Here is a 16,939-nt window from a genome sequence, read left to right as displayed (position 1 = left end):
CGCCCAAGTCGGTCCGGACGGGGGACGCGGTATTGCCCGTGGCTCATGTCCGGCGTAGACCTGTGGCACGGAACACACCACGGAACACCACTGGACACCACCGGCATCGGGGGCCAAGCCATGCGCATCCGCGGACGAAGCCGTACGACCACATACGCCTGGGTGGCGCTGGCCGCCACATCGGTGCTCGCCCTGGGCGCCTGCGGCGACGGGGACGACGGAGGTGACGGGGGCGGTACGCCCGGCGTGCCGCCGAGCGGCCAGGCCCAGCCCGGCGGCTCGCCGGGCGTGGAATTACCGTCCCTGTCGGGCGAGAAGGTCGAGGTCGCGGCCGTCTGGACCGGCCCCGAGCAGGAGAACTTCACCAAGGTCCTGAAGGAGTTCGAGAAGCGGACCGGCGCGAAGGTCACCTTCGTACCGGCGCAGGACCCGATCGTGACCTTCCTGGGCACCAAGGTGGCCGGCGGGCAGCCGCCGGACGTGGCGCTGCTGCCGCAGGTCGGTGCGCTGGTGTCGGCCGTGCAGAACAAGTGGGCGCAGCCGGTGGGCCCGGAGGCGCAGGCGCAGCTGGACAAGAACTACTCCAAGGGCTGGAAGGACCTCGGCGCGGTCGGCGGCACCCAGTACGGGGTGTACTACAAGGCCGCGAACAAGTCCCTGGTCTGGTACAACACCAAGGCGTTCGAGGCGGCGGGCGCGAAGGTCCCCAAGACCTGGCCGGAGTTCATCGCGACCGCGGACACCCTGTCGGCGTCGGGCGTGCCCGCGGTGTCGGTGGCCGGCGCGGACGGCTGGACGCTGACCGACTGGTTCGAGAACGTCTATCTGTCCCAGTCCGGCCCGGACATGTACGACAAACTGGCCAAGCACCAGATCAAGTGGACGGACCCGAGCGTCGGTGAGGCCCTGCGGACCCTGGCGTCGCTGTTCGGCCGGAAGGACTTCCTGGCGGGCGGTCAGACCGGGGCGCTGGCCACCGAGTTCCCCAAGTCGGTGACGCAGACCTTCACCGGCGGCGACCAGCCGGCCGCGGCGATGGTCTTCGAGGGCGACTTCGTGGCGGTGAACATCGCCCAGACCGAGGCGAAGATCGGCGAGGACGCGAAGGTGTTCCCGTTCCCGGCGGTGGGCGCCAAGGCGCCGGTGGTGTCGGGCGGTGACGTGGCGGTGGCGCTGAAGCCGTCGAAGGGCGCGCAGGCCCTGCTGACGTTCCTGGCCTCGCCGGACGCGGCGGAGATCCAGGCCCGCGAGGGGGGCTTCCTCTCGCCGAACAAGTCGGTCCGGCCGGAGGCGTACCCGAACGACATCCAGCGGGAGATCGCGAAGTCGCTGATCGCCGCGGGCGACGACTTCCGGTTCGACATGTCCGACCAGGCCCCGGCGTCGTTCGGCGGTACGCCGGGCGCGGGCGAGTGGAAGGTGCTGCAGGACTTCCTGAAGAACCCGTCCGACGTGGCGGGGACGCAGGCCAGGCTGGAGGCCGAAGCGGCCAAGGCGTTCGGGAACTGATCCCGGTGCCCGGGACGTCACGGTCCGCCGTGCCCGCGGACGGGCGACGCCGGCAGCGGAGGCGGCAGCGGCTGGTCGCGGTGGCCTTCCTGCTGCCCGCCCTGGTGCTGCTGGGCGCGCTGGTGCTGGAGCCCATCGTCTACTCCGTCTACCGCAGCCTCCTGGACCGGTCCGGTGACACCTTCGTCGGCCTGGACAACTACGGGGAGATCCTGCGGGACGACACGATCCGGACGGCGCTGAAGAACACGGCGGTGTGGGTGGTGCTGGCGCCGGCCGCGGCGACGGCGCTCGGTCTGATCTTCGCGGTGCTGACCGAGCGGGTGCGCTGGGGCACCGCGTTCAAGCTGGTGGTGTTCATGCCGATGGCGATCTCCATGCTGGCGGCGGGGATCATCTTCCGGCTGGTCTACGACCAGGACCCCGACCGGGGTGTGGCGAACGCGGTGTGGGTGGGGGTGCACGACACGTTCGCGGAGGCCTCGGCGTTCCCGAAGGCCCGGCCGGGCCGGGATTCGCCGCTGGCGCCGGCCGGCGGGGGTGCGTTCGCCACGAGGGAGCCGGTCCGGGCGGGCGTTCCGGTGCTGCTGCCGATGGTCGGGGTGGCTCCCGCGGCGCTGCCGGAGGGCACCGGGCCGGCCCGTCCGGCGCCGGCCGAGCCGGGGAAGGTCACGGGCACCGCCTGGCAGGACTTCACCCGGGGCGGCGGCGGCCGCACCAACACGGTGGACCCGGCCGAGCCGGCGTACGCGGGGATGCGGATCGAGGCGGTCAAGGACGGCAGGGTGGTGGACTCCACCCGGGCCCGGGCCGACGGCACCTTCACCCTGTCGGCGAAGGCGGACGGGGCGGTGCTGCGGCTGCCCGCGGAGAACTTCCGCGAGGCGTACGCGGGCGTGGACTGGCTGGGCCCGTCGCTGGTGACCCCGGCGGTCATCGGCGCGTACGTCTGGATGTGGGCCGGGTTCGCCATGGTGCTGATCGGGGCCGGGCTGGCGGCGGTGCCGCGTGAGCTGCTGGAAGCGGCCCGGGTGGACGGGGCGAACGAGTGGCAGGTGTTCCGCCGGATCACCGTGCCGGTGCTGGCACCGGTCCTGGCCGTGGTCCTGGTGACCCTGGTCATCAACGTGATGAAGATCTTCGACCTGGTCTTCGTGATCGCACCCGGGTCGGTGCAGGACGACGCGAACGTGCTGGCACTGCAGCTGTACCGGACCTCCTTCGGCACGGACGCCGACCAGGGGCTGGGCAGCGCCATCGCCGTGCTGCTGCTGGTGCTGGTGGTCCCGGTCATGCTCTACAACATCCGCCGGCTGCGGAAGGAGGGCTCCCGATGAGCGGGCCCGTACAGACCCGGCCCTTGCCGGGCTCCCCCGGCAGGCCCCCGGTGGCGGCGCGGCTCGCCGCCCGGGCCGCGGGCGGTGCCGTCAGGGTGTTCCTGGTGCTGGCGGCCCTGTTCTGGCTGCTGCCGACGCTCGGCCTGCTGCTGTCCTCGTTCCTGTCGCCCACGGACCTGAACCGGGAGGGCTGGTGGCAGGTGCTGAGCGCGCCGTCCCGGCTGACCGCCGCCAACTACGGCGACCTGCTGGCGAACGAAACCATCACCAGGGCGCTGATCAGCACGGTCGCCATCACCGTCCCGGCGACCCTGCTGGTGATCACGCTGGGTGCGTTCGCCGGATACGCCTTCGCCTGGCTGGAGTTCCCCGGACGGGACTGGCTGTTCCTGCTCGTGGTCGGGCTGTTGGTGGTGCCGGTCCAGGTCGCGCTGATCCCGGTGTCCGAACTCTTCGGCTCCGTCGGACTGTTCGAGACCACGGCGGGAGTGGTGCTGTTCCACACCGCCTTCGGTCTGCCCTTCGCCGTGTTCCTGCTGCGCAACTTCTTCGCGGAGATCCCGCGCGAGCTGCTGGAGGCGGCGCGGCTGGACGGGGCGGGCGAACTGCGGCTGTTCGCCCGGGTGGTGCTGCCGCTGGGCGCCCCCGCGATCGCCTCGCTGGGGATCTTCCAGTTCCTGTGGGTGTGGAACGACATGCTGGTCGCGCTGGTCTTCGCCGATTCGGCGAACCCGCCCGTCACGGTGGCGCTGCAGCAGCAGGTCCGGCAGTTCGGCAACAACATCGACGTGCTGGCACCGGGCGCGTTCCTGTCGATGGTGGTGCCGCTGCTCGTCTTCTTCGCGTTCCAGCGGCAGTTCGTGACGGGGGTGATGGCGGGAGCGGTGAAGTGACCGCACATGGCGACCGCACATGGTGACCGCACGTCATGGCCGGATGCGGTGGCCGGACACGGCGACCATGCGCGGTGACCGTGCACGGTGACCGTACGTCGCGATGTTGACGCCGCGTAACCCGATTGCCGCAGTCCGCGTAACCCGATGATCTCCGGCACGGTTCCCGGGCAATATGCCCGCGCCGACCCCTGGATGTCCCGTGCCCCGGTTCAGCGTCATCGTGCCCGCGTACAAGGTCCAGGCGTACCTGCAGGAGAGTCTGGACTCGGTCCTCTCCCAGTCGTACCCGGACCTCGAACTGATCGTCGTGGACGACGCCTCACCGGACGCCTGCGGGCCGATCGCCGACGAGTGCGCGGCCCGTGATCCGCGGGTCCTGACCGTGCACCTGGCGCACAACCTGGGCCCGGGCCCGGCCCGCAACGCGGGCCTGGCCCGGGCCACCGGTGACTACGTGCTCTTCCTGGACGGGGACGACACGCTGACCCCGGGCGCGCTGCAGGCCATCGAGGCCCGCCTCAAGGAGGCCGAGGCGCCGGACGTGCTGGTCTACGACCACGCGCGCGTGTTCTGGACCGGCGAAGCGGCCCGGAACGGGTCGTCCCCCCGGCTCTCCGAGGAGGGTCCGGCCTCTTTCCGGATCGCGGACCGGCCCTCCCTGCTGGGCCTGCCGGCGGTCAGCTGGAACAAGGCGTACCGGCGCGAGTTCGCCGAGCGCGAGGGCCTGGCCTTCCCGACCGGGCTCTACGAGGACGTCCCGTGGAGCGGTCCGGCACTGCTGACCGCCGGATCGATCGCGGTCCTGGACCGGGTGTGCGTGCACCACCGGCAGCGCCGGACCGGCTCCCTCCTGACCACGGCCGGCTCCCGCCGGCTGGACCTCTTCGACCAGTACGACCGGCTGTTCGCCTTCCTGGCCGGCCGCCCGGAGCTGGAGCAGTGGCGGCCGACCCTGCACCGGCGGATGGCCCGGCACCACTGCACGGTGTTCTCGGACGGGCGGCGGCTGCCGCGCGGCTCACGCGCCGAGTTCTTCCGGCGGGCCTCCGAGCAGCTGCGCCGCCTCCGGGTGCCGGGCGGCGAGGCGCTGCCCGTGTCCCGGGCGGACCGGCTGCGGCACACCCTGATGCGGCTGGGCGTGCGGCGGACGTTCCGGACGCTGTCCCGGCTGAGGGCGGGCCTGGCCACCGCGGTCCGCTGGTCGGCGGCCGCCCGGCAGGGGCTGCGGGAGGCACGCGGCCGGCTGTACTACGGCGCCTTGCGGATGCTGCCGCTCCGCTCCGACCTGGCCGTGTTCAGCGCGTACTGGCACGGCGGCTACGCCTGCAACCCTGCGGCGATCGAGGGCAAGCTGCGGGAACTGGCGCCGGGGATGCGGACGGCCTGGATCTGCGCACCGGAGCACGCGGCGACCCTCCCGCCGGCGACGGCGGCGCTGCGCCCGGGGTCGTTCGGATACTGGGCGGCGCTGGCCCGCGCCCGGTACCTGGTGAGCAATGTGAACTTCGACCGGGCGCTGGTGAAGCGGCGCGGCCAGGTGCTGCTGCAGACGCAGCACGGGACCCCGCTGAAGCGGGTCGGCCTGGACCTGCTGGACCGGCCCGCGGCCACCCCGACCACGGACCTCGCGGGGCTGCTGCGGGGCGCCGACCAGTGGGACTTCCTGCTGTCGGCGAACCGGCACTCCACGCTGGTCTGGGAGAAGGCGGTGCCGGCCGGCTACACCACGCTGGAGTACGGATACCCGCGGAACGACGTGTTCCAGCACGCCACGGCCGCCGATGTGGCGGAGCTCCGCGACCGGCTGGGCATCCCGCCCGGCACGACCGCGATCCTGTACGCGCCCACGCACCGGGACTACCGCCGGAGCCGGCCGGAGTACCTGGACTTCGAGCGGGTCCTGCGGGACCTCGGCCCCCGTTTCGTGCTGCTGACGCGGGCGCACCTCACCTACCGTCCGGGGCCGCTGGCACCGGACACCGGCCCGGGTTCACGGCTGATCGACGTCTCCGCGTACCCCTCGGTCGAGGAGCTGTGCCTGGCCTCGGACGCCCTGGTCACCGACTATTCGTCGCTGATGTTCGACTACGCGGGGCTGGACCGGCCGATCGTGATCCACGCGGACGACTGGGAGGCGTACGAGGCGGCCCGCGGCACGTACTTCGACCTGCGGCGGTTCCCGCCAGGCGCCATCGCCCGGACCGAGGACGAGCTGGTGGACATCTTCTCCACCGGGCACTGGCGGGGGTCGCGGTCCGCCCAGCTCCGGGCGGCGTTCCGGGCGCGGTTCTGCGCGCTGGACGACGGGCTGGCGGCGGAGCGGGTGGTGCGCCGGGTGTTCCTGGGGCAGGTGGACCGAGTGCCGCCCTTCGTCCCGCCGGAGGCGCGCCGCCCGGCCCCGGCCCCGGGTCCGGCCCCGGCTCCGGCCCTGACGGCGGGGGCCGCCGCCCCGGCGGAGCCCCTGACGGGCCTGGCCGACCTGGCCGCGCCGAGGTGGCCGTAGGGGGTACGGGGCAGTGTCCGCGGCAGCGTGAGGGGCGGTGTGCCGGGCGGCTCCGGAGCCCGGCGATTCCCCGTGCCCGCGGCGGGCGGGACCTACGCTTGTGCCGCATGGACCGTCTTCTTCATCTCGACCGGACCCTCGACGAGTTGGACCCGACCCGCTGGGCGGATCCGGCCGGTGACGCGACGCACCTGGTCAGGAAGGTGCACGCGCTGCGGCACGTACCGATGGGCGAGCTGCGGCCGGCGGATCTGCGCACGCTGATCTCGCAGCGGGTCGCCGACTGTTGATTCGTCTGTTGGCCGTGGTTGGCCAGGGTGTCCCTCGATGGGGTGAACGGGGTCGGTTCCCGGGTTCTGGCACGCGTGCGGAACGGATGATCGCTGGTGGCTGGTTCGTTCGATGCGGCTTTGGGGCGGGGGGTGGCTGGTGGCACGCAAGCGGGGGCGGAAGCGTGAGCTGCGCGTGCTTACTGCCCCGTTCACGGTGGCCGCTCCGTCCGGGGCAAGGATCCGGGACCGGTTGAAGGGCCTCACGGCAGGGGATGTGAAGGTCCTTGTGCTGGTGGGCAAGCACCTGGGGCATCACCAGCGGGCGGATCTCGCCGCGCGAGTCCGGATCGGAAACGTTCCGGCCAGGCAGACCGGGCGGGCCGGGCGGAAGAAGCAGCTCACGGCGGTCTCCTCGTCGCGGTGGGCAGGGGCGATGACCCGGGCGTCGGAAGACCAGTACCAGCTCTCCATGCGCTGCCTGATCGCCGAACGGGCCAGTCTGCGGCGCCGGATCGGGAAGATCGAGCCCCGCCTGGCGGTGCCGTGCGGCCAGAAGCACGGGCGGGTGCGTGGTTACGCGAACCGGGCCGAGCGCTACCAGAAGCAGCGGCGTCTGAGGGTTCTGCAGGCCCGGCTGGCGGTGGTGGAGCGGCAGATCGACCAGGGGCGTCCCCCGGTCGTGGCCGGCGGAGGCCGGCTGGCGAGGGTGCGGCACCACCTGACCGAGGCCGGGCTGACCGAGGCCGGCTGGCGGGAGCGGTGGGACGCCGCACGGATGTTCCTCACCGCCGATGGAGAGTCCGGCGCCCCGCACGGCAACTACACCATCACCGTCGCCCCGGACACCGGCGAGGTCTCGCTCGTGCTGCCCGAGCCGTTGCGGCACCTGGCGAACGCCCCGCGCGGCCGCTACCGGCTCGCGTGCACGGTCACCTTCCACCACCGCCGTCAGGAGTGGCTGGACCGGGTGACCGCCAACCGGGCCGTGCGCTACGACATCGTCCACAACCCGGCCCGCGACCGCTGGTACCTCGACGCATCATGGTCCACCGATGCCGCCGTCCTGCCGACCCCGAAAGAGATCCGGCAGTCCGGCCAACGCCTCCTCTGCATCGACCTGAACGCCGACCACCTCGCCGCATACGTCCTCGACCCGCACGGCAACCCCACCGGCACGCCCCACACCATCCCCATCGACCTCACAGGCCCGGCATCCCGTCGGGACGGCCGCCTGCGGGCCGCGATCACCGAACTCATCGCCCTGGCAGAACAGCACCGGTGCGTGGGAATCGTGGTGGAAAACCTCGACTTCGCGGACGCCCGCACCACCGGCCGCGAGACGATGGGCCGGGGCGGACGCGGCAGGCGATTTCGTCGCACCGTCGCCGGTATCCCCACCGCCCGGTTCCGCGAACGTCTGCGCGGCATGGCTTTCCACGCGGGTCTTGTCGTCATCGCGGTCGATCCGGCGTACACCAGCTTCTGGGGCGAGCAGCACTGGAAGGGCCCGCTCCGGCAGACCCACACGAAGACCACCGTCACACGCCACCACTCGGCGGCTGTGGCGATCGGCAGGCGCGGCCTGGGACACAGGATCCGGCGTCGGCCAGGTGTGACCGGCACCTACCAGAGGATGAGTGCGCGGAGAGCTACCGGCCAGACCGTATTCGTTCCCAGGCCGCGCGGGACCACGAGCCCACCCAGGACGGCGAGCACGCCCAACAGAGGCGGCAAGACTCGACCGGACCAAGGTGACCAGCTCGCGCTGTTCCCCGATCCCGAAGACCGTTCGCGGGATCACCGGACCACACGTCCGGAAACCAGTGATCTGGCCAACACTGGCCAACATCGCTAGGAACGGTTCGTCTGGTTCTGGAAGGCAGAAGGAGTACGGCCGTGGCTGACCCGACCGCCCCGACCCCGGCCCGCCCGGCCGCACCCGCGGCCACCCGGGTCCCCACCGTCATCGCGGAGGAGGTCCACGTCGTCTACCGGGTCCACGGCGCCGCGGGCGGCCGCGGCAGCGCCACCGCCGCGCTCGGCCGCATCCTGCGCCGGAAGGACCCCCGCCCGCCGGCCCGCGAGGTGCACGCCGTACGCGGGGTCAGCTTCACCGCGTACAAGGGCGAGGCCATCGGCCTGATCGGCTCCAACGGCTCCGGGAAGTCCACCCTGCTGCGGGCCGTCGCCGGACTGCAGCCGGTGGCGTCCGGCCGGGTCTGGTCGCAGGGGCAGCCGTCGCTGCTCGGCGTCAACGCGGCCCTGATGAACGACCTGACCGGCGAGCGGAACGTGATCCTCGGCGGTCTCGCGATGGGCATGACCCGGCAGCGGATCCGCGACCGCTACGCGGAGATCGTCGACTTCTCCGGGGTCAACGAGAAGGGCGACTTCATCTCCCTCCCCATGCGGACGTACTCCTCCGGTATGGCGGCACGCCTGCGGTTCTCCATCGCCGCCGCCAAGAACCACGACGTGCTGATGATCGACGAGGCCCTGGCCACCGGCGACGCCCGCTTCCAGCGCCGCAGCCAGGCCCGGATCGAGGAACTCCGCAAGGAGGCCGGCACCGTCTTCCTGGTCAGCCACGGCATCGGCACCATCCGCGAGACCTGCGACCGGGCGATCTGGCTGGAGCGCGGCGAGCTCCGCATGGACGGCCCGGCGGCGGAGGTCTGCGACGCGTACGAGGCGTTCACCAGGGGCGGGTGACGCGGCCCGGCCGCGACGCGCACCGCCCGGGCTCCCGGGCGGAACGGCCTCTCCCACAACCACAACCCCGGCCCCCCGCCCCGGGCCCGGGCAGAACGGCCCCGGCCCCCGGACCGAGTGGTCCGGGGGCCGGGGCCGCCGTTCAGCGGGACGCGCGTGCCGGCCGGGACTAGCCGTGCGCCCGCAGCAGGCTGCGCATGGTGCGCATGGCCACCGACAGGTTCGCCAGGTCGAAGTCGTCCGAGCCCTGGATCTCGTCCAGCGTCGTCCGCGCACGGCTCAGGATCGCCGTGTTCTTCTCCTCCCACGCCTTGAAGCGCTCCTCGGGAGTGGCGTCCCCGCTGCCCACCGCCAGCACGTCCGCGGTCAGCCCCGCGTGCGCCGCGAACAGGTCCTCGCGGATGGAGGCACGGGCCATGGACTGCCAGCGGTCGGCCCGCGGCAGCTCGATGATCCGGTCCATCAGCTGGGTGATGTCCAGGCGGTCGGCCAGGTCGTAGTAGACCTCGGCGACGTCCAGCGGGTCGATGCCGGTGCGGTCCGCGATCGCGACGATGTCCAGGGTCGGGAACGCCGAGGAGAACCCGGCGACCTTCGCGCCCAGCTCCTCCGGCACGCCCGCCTCGGTCAGCTCGTCCAGCACCAGCTGGTACCACTCCAGGTCCGCGCCGCGCACCAGCTTCGGCAGCTCCGACCAGACCTGCGCCACCCGCTCGCCGAAGAAGGCGATGGTCTCGCCGATCTGCAGCGGCTGCGGCCGGTTGTTGAGCAGCCAGCGGGTGCCGCGCTCGACCAGGCGGCGCGAGTGCAGCCGGATCCGGGTCTGGACGTCGGCCGGGACCTTGTTGTCCAGTGCCTCGACCGCGTCCCACACCTCGGCCAGGCCGAAGATCTCGCGGGCCGACAGCTGCGCCCGGACGATCTCCTCCAGGGAGGCCCCGGTCTCCTCGCGCAGGCGGTGCAGGAAGGTCGAGCCGCCGGTGTTGACGGTGTCGTTGACCAGCAGCGTGGTGACGATCTCCCGGCGCAGCGCGTGCGCGTCGATCTGCTCGGGGAACTTCTCGCGCAGCGCCGTCGGGAAGTACGCGTGCAGCAGGGTGCGCAGGTACGGGTCGTCCGGCAGCGTGGTGTGGACGAGGTCGTCCGCCACCGTGATCTTGGTGTAGGCGAAGAGCACCGCCAGCTCGGGCTGGGAGAGTCCCTCGTTCCGGTTCAGCAGCTCGCGGATCTGCCGGTCGTTGGGCAGGAACTCCAGGGCGCGGTCCAGCCGGCCGTCCCGGCCCAGGCGGCGCATGAAGCGCTGCTGGGCGTGGAGCAGGCTGGGGGCCTGGGAGCTGCCGTTGGCCAGGGCGGTGTTCTGCGCGTAGTTGTTGCGCAGCACCAGGCGGCCGACCTCGTCGGTCATCTCGGCGAGCAGCTTGTTGCGCTGCTTGAGGGTCATGTCGCCCTCGGCGACCAGCGCGTTCAGCAGGATCTTGATGTTCACCTCGTGGTCGGAGGTGTCCACGCCGGCGCTGTTGTCGATGGCGTCGGTGTTGATCCTGCCGCCTTCGCCGCCGGCGCCGGTCCGGGCGTACTCGATCCGGCCCAGCTGGGTCAGACCGAGGTTGCCGCCCTCGCCTACGACCTTGACCCGCAGGTCGTGGCCGTTGACGCGGATCGCGTCGTTCGCCTTGTCGCCGACGTCGGTGTGCGACTCCGCCGAGGACTTGACGTAGGTGCCGATGCCGCCGTTCCACAGCAGGTCGACCGGGGCCTTGAGGATGGCCTGCATCAGCTCGGCCGGGGTCAGCTTGGTGACTCCGTCCTCGATGCCGAGGGCCTCCCGCATCTGCGCGTTGACCGGGATGGACTTCGCGGTGCGCGGGTGGATGCCGCCGCCCGCGGACAGCAGCGCGGTGTCGTACTCGGCCCACGAGGAGCGGGGCAGCTCGAACAGGCGGCGGCGCTCGGCGTAGGAGACGGCCGCGTCCGGGTGCGGGTCGATGAAGATGTGCCGGTGGTCGAAGGCGGCGACCAGGCGGATGTGCTCGGAGAGCAGCATGCCGTTGCCGAACACGTCACCGGACATGTCCCCGACGCCGACGACCGTGAAGTCCTCGGTCTGGGTGTCGTGGCCCAGCTCGCGGAAGTGCCGCTTGACGGACTCCCAGGCGCCGCGGGCGGTGATGCCCATGCCCTTGTGGTCGTAACCGGCCGAGCCGCCGGAGGCGAAGGCGTCGCCGAGCCAGAAGCCGTACTCCTGGGCCACTCCGTTGGCGATGTCGGAGAAGGTCGCGGTGCCCTTGTCGGCGGCGACGACCAGGTACGTGTCGTCCTCGTCGTGGCGGACCACGTCCTTCGGCGGCACGACCTCGCCGCCGACCATGTTGTCGGTGATGTCGAGCAGCGCCGAGATGAAGATCTTGTACGAGGCGATGCCCTCGGCCAGCCACGCGTCGCGGTCCACCGACGGGTCCGGCAGGTTCTTCGCGACGAAGCCGCCCTTGGCGCCGACCGGGACGATGACGGTGTTCTTCACCATCTGCGCCTTGACCAGGCCGAGGATCTCCGTACGGAAGTCCTCGCGGCGGTCGGACCAGCGCAGGCCGCCTCGGGCGACCTTGCCGAAGCGCAGGTGGACGCCCTCGACGCGCGGCGAGTACACCCAGATCTCGAAGGCCGGGCGCGGGGCCGGCAGGTCCGGGATGGCCTGCGGGTCGAACTTCATCGACACGTAGGAGTGCGGCCCCCCGGACGCGCCCGTCTGGAAGAAGTTGGTCCGCAGCGTTGCCTTGATCATCGTCAGGAAGGCGCGCAGGATGCGGTCCTCGTCGAGCGAGGCGACCTGGTCCAGGGCCCCGTCCAGCTCCTCCAGCATGGCGTCGACGAGCTCGGTGCCGGCGGCCTGGCGGCCGGGCGACATCCGGGCCTCGAAGAGCGAGACCAGCAGCCGGGTGGTGTGGACGTTGTTGCGGAGGGTGTCCTCCATGTAGTCCTGCGAGAAGGTGGAGCCGGCCTGGCGCAGGTACTTGGCGTACGCGCGCAGGACGACGGCCTGCCGCCAGGTCAGCCCGGCGCGCAGCACCAGGTTGTTGAAGTTGTCGTTCTCCGCGTCGCCCTGCCAGACCGCGGCGAAGGCGTCCTGGAAGCGCTCGCGGGCGTCGTCGCCCAGGAAGGAGGCCTCGCCGTTGCCGGCGGGCGCGGGCAGCCGCAGGCCGAAGTCGTAGATCCACGCGTTGGCGCGGTCGGCGCAGCGCAGCTCGTACGGACGCTCGTCGGTGACCTCGACACCCAGGCGCTGCAGCACCGGCAGCACCGCGGACAGGGAGACCTGCTCGCCCGTGCGGTAGATCTTGAACCGGCGCTCACCGGGACCGGCGCCGACCGGCTCGTACAGCGACAGCGCGAAATCGCGGTCGCTGGCGACGAGCTTCTCCAGGTGCAGCAGGTCGGCGACGGCCGCACGCGGCGAGTGGTCCGACTTGTAGCCCTCGGAGAAGGCGGTGCCGTAGCGGCGCAGCAGCTCGGCGGCACGCTCCTCGCCGCACTCGGCGATCAGCGCCTCCTGGAAGCCGTCGGCCCAGGAGCGGGCGGCCTCGACCAGGCGGGCCTCGACGTGCTCGATGTCGCCGTCGGTCAGGACGGGCAGCACGGTGCCCTGCGGGACGCGGATCACGAAGTGGATCCGGGACAGGATCGACTCGGTGTTCCAGGCGGTGAAGTCGACGCTGGTGCCGCCGAGCTCCTCCTTGAGGATGTCCATCAGGCGCAGCCGGACACCGGTGGTGAACCGGTCGCGCGGCAGGTAGACCAGCGCGGAGTAGTAGCGGCCGTACTCGTCCTGGCGCAGGTACAGCCGCAGCCGGCGGCGTTCCTGCAGGTAGAGGACCGAGGTGACGATGGACTGCAGCTGCTCGACCGGGGTCTGGAACAGCTCGTCGCGCGGGTAGGTCTCCAGGATCTGCGTCAGGTCGCGGCCGTCGTGGCTGTTGGGCTCGAAGCCGGCCCGCTCGAGGACCTCGGCGACCTTGCGGCGGATCACCGGGACGCGGCGCACCGACTCGGTGTACGCGGCGGAGGAGAACAGGCCGAGGAAGCGGCGCTCGCCGACCACGTTGCCCTCGGCGTCGAACTTCTTGACGCCGACGTAGTCGAGGTAGCTCGGGCGGTGGACGGTGGAGCGGCTGTTGGCCTTGGTCAGGACCAGCAGCTTGTGCTCGCGGGCCTTGGCGCGGGCGTCGGCGGGAAGCCGGTTGAAGGACGGCGAGACCGGGTGTCCGTCCTCCTTGCCGTGGTGCGGGTCGGAGCGCAGGATGCCGAGGCCGGTACCGGGGACGGCGGACAGCGAGTCGCCGTCGACGAGGTTGTACTCGCGGTAGCCGAGGAAGGTGAAGTGGTCGTCGGAGAGCCAGCGCAGCAGCTCCCGGGCCTCTTCGAGCTCGTACTCCTGCAGGTCGGGGGCGACGGGCTCCTCGGGCAGGCCGTCGGCGATGCGCAGCGCCGCGTCGCGCATCTTCTCCCAGTCCTCGACGGCCTCGCGGACGTCGGACAGGACGCGGAGGAGGTCGGCGTTGATCTGCTTGAGGTCGGCGCGGTCGGTCTCGCGGTCCATCTCGACGTGGATCCAGGACTCGACGAGGGCGTCGTGCGGGCGCCCGGCCTTGCCGCCGGGGGTCTCGCCGTTCTGGCCGAGGATCTCGATGAGCTTGCCGGTGACGTCACGGCGGACGACGACCTGAGGGTGGATGACGAGGTGGATGCCGCGGCCCTGCCGGGACAGCTCGTTCGTCACGGAATCCACGAGGAAGGGCATGTCGTCGGTGACGACCTCGACCACCGAGTGGCTGGAGGTCCAGCCGTTCTCCTCGACGGTGGGCGTCTGGACGCGCACGTTCGCGGTGCCCTGCGGCCGGTTCTCGGCGAGCCGGAAGTGCGAAAGAGCGGCACCGAAGACGTCGACGGGGTCGCGGTCCGTCAGGTCCTCGGGTGCAGTGTGCAGGTAATAGCGCTGGAGGTAGTCGAGCACCGTGTCCCGGTCTGGCCGACCGGCCCGCTCGGACCCAGTCGGAAGTAGCCCCCCGGCCGGGCTGTTCTCAGCTACCCGGGCCGCCCGTGCGAGCAGCTCGGCCTTTGCTTCGTCCAGCTTGGTCTGCATGTCCTCATGGCTCCTGTCGCGCGCCGTTGCGTGACGTAGGTGAAGGAAGAAAACGCGGAAATCGCAGTCGACGACGACGCTATGTCGAGGTGGGATGTCACCGGAACGGAATCAGCCAAGATCGGCCAGAGGGTCCGGTCGTTCCGCGCGCGTGAAGCAGCGAAGGCCCGGGCGCGCAGGGGCGCCGGGCGCAGGCCGGGGGCGTCGGTGCCCCCGATGGCTATCGCGCTGATCACGGGTACAAGGCTATCTCGCAACACCCCCGGCGCGTCATGAGCTGTATGTGTACAAAAGCCGGTGCGGAACTTTGACACTCTGGACAGCGCGCGGGCCGGTATGTGCGTGCAGTGCCTATTCGGCCAGGTCGCGCGCGGTGCGCACGGCTTCCTCGAGGGTGTCGACGACCGGCACACCGGCCGATTCCAGACTCGTCCGGCTGTGCGAACCACCGGTGTAGAGGACCGCCCGGGCTCCGACGTGCGCGGCGGCCGCCGCGTCGTCCAGGGCGTCCCCGATGAGCACGGTCCGGGCGGCGGTCACGCCGTCGGCGGCCAGCGCCTCCAGGTGCCGGACCAGGTGGCCGGCCTTGCTGGTGTGGGAGGGGCCGACCCGGCCGTCGACGCGGAGGAAGTGGCCGTCGATGCCGTGGGTGCGGACGAGCGGGACCAGCCGGTCGTGCGGGGCGAGCGAGAGCAGGGACTGGCTGAGGCCGGCCCGCTGCCAGTCTCCGAGCAGCTCGCGGGCTCCTTCCGCCAGGCCGGAGTCCGCGGCGGCCGTCCAGTAGTGCCGGTGGAAGGTCTCGTCCATGACGAGCCATTCCTCCTCGGTGGGCAGCCGCCCCATGATCCGCTCGTAGAACTTCGGCACGGGTACGACGTACAGGTCGCGGTAGCGCTCCAGGGTGATCGGATCGAGGCCGAGCTCGGCGAAGGAGGCGTTGGTCGCGGTGATGACGGCGTCGATGTCGTGGAGCAGCGTGCCGTTCCAGTCCCACACGAGGTGCGGCCCGCGCACCGCGGCGGCTATCGGGTTCGCAGCACTCATCGGACCAGCCCCGGGATCTCCTGAACGCCGAACCAGAGCAGCTCGTGGTCATCGGCGCCGTCCACGGTGAACCGGGCGTCGTCGTCCCCCGCATCGGCGGCCGGGAGCGCCTCCGCGGCGGCCGCCACGTCCTTCTCGGCCTCGGCGGCGTCCGCGTGCACGGCGGCGGCCACGGCGAGCCGTACGGTGCCGGCCAGGGTGACCTGGCCCAGCGTGGCCTCGTCGAGCCCGGGGACGGCGGTGGCGGCCTTGTCCGGTACGTCGACGGCGACGACGACCCGGCGGCGGGGCGCGTCCGCGTCCTCGGCGAGCATCCGCAGCGAGGCGGCGGCGGCCCGGCCGAGGGCGGCGTACTCGAGCTCCTCGATGTCGTCCGACACGTACCACTCGCGCAGGCCGGGCGTGACGGCGTACGCGCGCACGGGGGCGGGTCCGAGCTCGCCCGCCTGGTGCGCTTCGGCGAGCCGGGGGAGGGTGAGGGGGACGTACACGCGCATGGCCGGCTGCTTTCCGTAGTCGAGACGCCCTCAGGATACGACCGCCCCACCCCGCGGCGGACTCCGTCCGGCCTACGGGCCCGGACGCCGGAGAGCCCCGCGCCGGGCACGTTTCATTCGCCCGCGGCGCCCACGGCGCCCGCGGTCTCGTCCTCGGTCCCCTCCTCGGCCGCGGCCTCCCAGCGCAGCAGGTCGCCCGGCTGGCACTCGAGCGCCTCGCAGAGCGCGGCCAGGGTCGCGAAGCGCACGGCTTTGGCGCGGCCGTTCTTGAGCACCGCCAGATTGGCGGGCGTGATCCCCACGCGGTCCGCGAGCTCACCCACGGACATCTTCCGCCTGGCCAGCATCACGTCGATGTCGACGGCGATCGGCATCAGATGACCCCGTCCAGTTCGGCCTGCATCTGCGTGGCTTCGACATCGCGCGCGACGGCCTGGGCGAGCAGCATCCGCAGCACGAGCACGATGAGCGCGACTCCGAGGATGGCCAGGCCGATCCCGCCCATGATGACGGTGACGCCCGGGTCGTCCCGCTGGCCCGGCGCATTGACGGCCGTGACCGCGAACCACAGGAGGGAGGCCGCCACGATCGCGCCGATCACCCCGTCCACGTAGCGGAAGGCCGCGTGGGAGAACACGGTTCCGCGTCGCACCATCGCCACCAGCCGCCACACGCAGACCAGGGCGACCTGGACCGCCACCATGCCCAGGATCGTGATCAGGCGCAGCGGGGTCAGCGGGAGCGCCCCGTCCTCCGGATCGTTGAACAACGCCCACACCATCGACACCTGCACGAACACCGTGCCGGTGAGCACCACCGCGAGCACGGCGCGCAACGCAGCCACCGTCAGCTTTCCCATGACCCAACCCTCCATCGACTTCCGATGGAAATCTATCGAGATTCGATAGGCGCGGCAAGGGCTGGGGCACGAAAGCGGAAGGTGGCCACATCGGCGCACCCAGCCGCGGCGGCGTCCCGTCCGGACCGGCACGACGGTCCGTCCGGGGGCCCGCACCGTCCCCCATCGAAGGG

At 71.8% G+C, this 16,939-nt stretch carries 12 protein-coding genes; 7 read left to right on the top strand and 5 right to left on the bottom strand.

The window, feature by feature from the left end; genetic code table 11:
* Positions 1 to 120 precede the first annotated feature (120 nt).
* The 7 genes from ACGFQ9_RS18265 (at position 121) to ACGFQ9_RS18235 (ending at position 9,229) form a co-directional block, all read left to right on the top strand.
* Complete coding sequence (locus ACGFQ9_RS18265; RefSeq protein WP_393575355.1) at positions 121 to 1,509, top strand: ABC transporter substrate-binding protein; 1,389 nt, start codon at positions 121 to 123, stop codon at positions 1,507 to 1,509.
* A gap of 5 nt (positions 1,510 to 1,514) precedes the next feature.
* Positions 1,515 to 2,846, top strand: coding sequence for a carbohydrate ABC transporter permease (locus tag ACGFQ9_RS18260; protein ID WP_393574808.1), 1,332 nt, complete (start codon positions 1,515 to 1,517; stop codon positions 2,844 to 2,846).
* Positions 2,843 to 3,739 (top strand): carbohydrate ABC transporter permease, encoded by an 897-nt coding sequence (locus tag ACGFQ9_RS18255; RefSeq protein WP_393574807.1) that lies wholly within the window; start codon positions 2,843 to 2,845, stop codon positions 3,737 to 3,739. Before ACGFQ9_RS18260 ends, ACGFQ9_RS18255 begins: the two co-directional genes overlap by 4 nt.
* Before the next feature lie 202 nt (positions 3,740 to 3,941).
* Positions 3,942 to 6,245, top strand: a complete 2,304-nt coding sequence (locus ACGFQ9_RS18250) for a CDP-glycerol glycerophosphotransferase family protein (protein WP_393574806.1) — start codon at positions 3,942 to 3,944, stop codon at positions 6,243 to 6,245.
* A gap of 107 nt (positions 6,246 to 6,352) precedes the next feature.
* Positions 6,353 to 6,535, top strand: coding sequence for a contact-dependent growth inhibition system immunity protein (locus tag ACGFQ9_RS18245; protein WP_393574805.1), 183 nt, complete (start codon positions 6,353 to 6,355; stop codon positions 6,533 to 6,535).
* A 256-nt stretch (positions 6,536 to 6,791) separates the two neighbouring features.
* Complete coding sequence (locus tag ACGFQ9_RS18240; protein WP_393574804.1) at positions 6,792 to 8,372, top strand: hypothetical protein; 1,581 nt, start codon at positions 6,792 to 6,794, stop codon at positions 8,370 to 8,372.
* Positions 8,373 to 8,413: 41 nt separating this feature from the next.
* Entirely contained in the window at positions 8,414 to 9,229 is an 816-nt protein-coding gene (locus tag ACGFQ9_RS18235) for an ABC transporter ATP-binding protein (protein ID WP_393574803.1), read from the top strand.
* 169 nt (positions 9,230 to 9,398) lie between these two features.
* Here ACGFQ9_RS18235 and ACGFQ9_RS18230 read toward each other — a convergent pair whose 3' ends face one another.
* From ACGFQ9_RS18230 to ACGFQ9_RS18210, 5 genes are all read right to left on the bottom strand, one after another.
* On the bottom strand, positions 9,399 to 14,366 hold the full coding sequence (locus ACGFQ9_RS18230) for an NAD-glutamate dehydrogenase (protein ID WP_393574802.1): 4,968 nt from the start codon (positions 14,364 to 14,366) through the stop codon (positions 9,399 to 9,401).
* Positions 14,367 to 14,717: 351 nt separating this feature from the next.
* Complete coding sequence (locus tag ACGFQ9_RS18225) at positions 14,718 to 15,410, bottom strand: HAD family hydrolase (RefSeq protein ID WP_393574801.1); 693 nt, start codon at positions 15,408 to 15,410, stop codon at positions 14,718 to 14,720.
* Positions 15,407 to 15,907, bottom strand: coding sequence for a DUF6912 family protein (locus tag ACGFQ9_RS18220; RefSeq protein ID WP_393574800.1), 501 nt, complete (start codon positions 15,905 to 15,907; stop codon positions 15,407 to 15,409). Before ACGFQ9_RS18220 ends, ACGFQ9_RS18225 begins: the two co-directional genes overlap by 4 nt.
* A gap of 113 nt (positions 15,908 to 16,020) precedes the next feature.
* Positions 16,021 to 16,281, bottom strand: a complete 261-nt coding sequence (locus tag ACGFQ9_RS18215; protein WP_393574799.1) for a helix-turn-helix domain-containing protein — start codon at positions 16,279 to 16,281, stop codon at positions 16,021 to 16,023.
* Positions 16,281 to 16,766, bottom strand: a complete 486-nt coding sequence (locus ACGFQ9_RS18210; protein ID WP_393574798.1) for a DUF2975 domain-containing protein — start codon at positions 16,764 to 16,766, stop codon at positions 16,281 to 16,283. The genes ACGFQ9_RS18215 and ACGFQ9_RS18210 overlap by 1 nt, the downstream gene beginning before the upstream one ends.
* Positions 16,767 to 16,939 lie beyond the last annotated feature (173 nt).

This window comes from Streptomyces sp. NPDC048603 (assembly GCF_043199475.1).
GTDB lineage: Bacteria > Actinomycetota > Actinomycetes > Streptomycetales > Streptomycetaceae > Streptomyces.
Note: the sequence above shows the minus strand (reverse complement) of the source record. Positions and strands in the feature narration are given on the sequence as shown.

Excerpts from the sequence above, each read along its gene's own strand:
- ACGFQ9_RS18255 (WP_393574807.1), top strand. The coding sequence starts at position 2,843 with ATGAGCGGGCCCGTACAGACCCGGCCCTTGCCGGGCTCCCCCGGCAGG.
- ACGFQ9_RS18215 (WP_393574799.1), bottom strand. The coding sequence starts at position 16,281 with ATGCCGATCGCCGTCGACATCGACGTGATGCTGGCCAGGCGGAAGATG.
- ACGFQ9_RS18220 (WP_393574800.1), bottom strand. The coding sequence starts at position 15,907 with ATGCGCGTGTACGTCCCCCTCACCCTCCCCCGGCTCGCCGAAGCGCAC.
- ACGFQ9_RS18265 (WP_393575355.1), top strand. The coding sequence starts at position 121 with ATGCGCATCCGCGGACGAAGCCGTACGACCACATACGCCTGGGTGGCG.
- ACGFQ9_RS18230 (WP_393574802.1), bottom strand. The coding sequence starts at position 14,366 with ATGCAGACCAAGCTGGACGAAGCAAAGGCCGAGCTGCTCGCACGGGCG.
- ACGFQ9_RS18210 (WP_393574798.1), bottom strand. The coding sequence starts at position 16,766 with ATGGGAAAGCTGACGGTGGCTGCGTTGCGCGCCGTGCTCGCGGTGGTG.
- ACGFQ9_RS18225 (WP_393574801.1), bottom strand. The coding sequence starts at position 15,410 with ATGAGTGCTGCGAACCCGATAGCCGCCGCGGTGCGCGGGCCGCACCTC.
- ACGFQ9_RS18245 (WP_393574805.1), top strand. The coding sequence starts at position 6,353 with ATGGACCGTCTTCTTCATCTCGACCGGACCCTCGACGAGTTGGACCCG.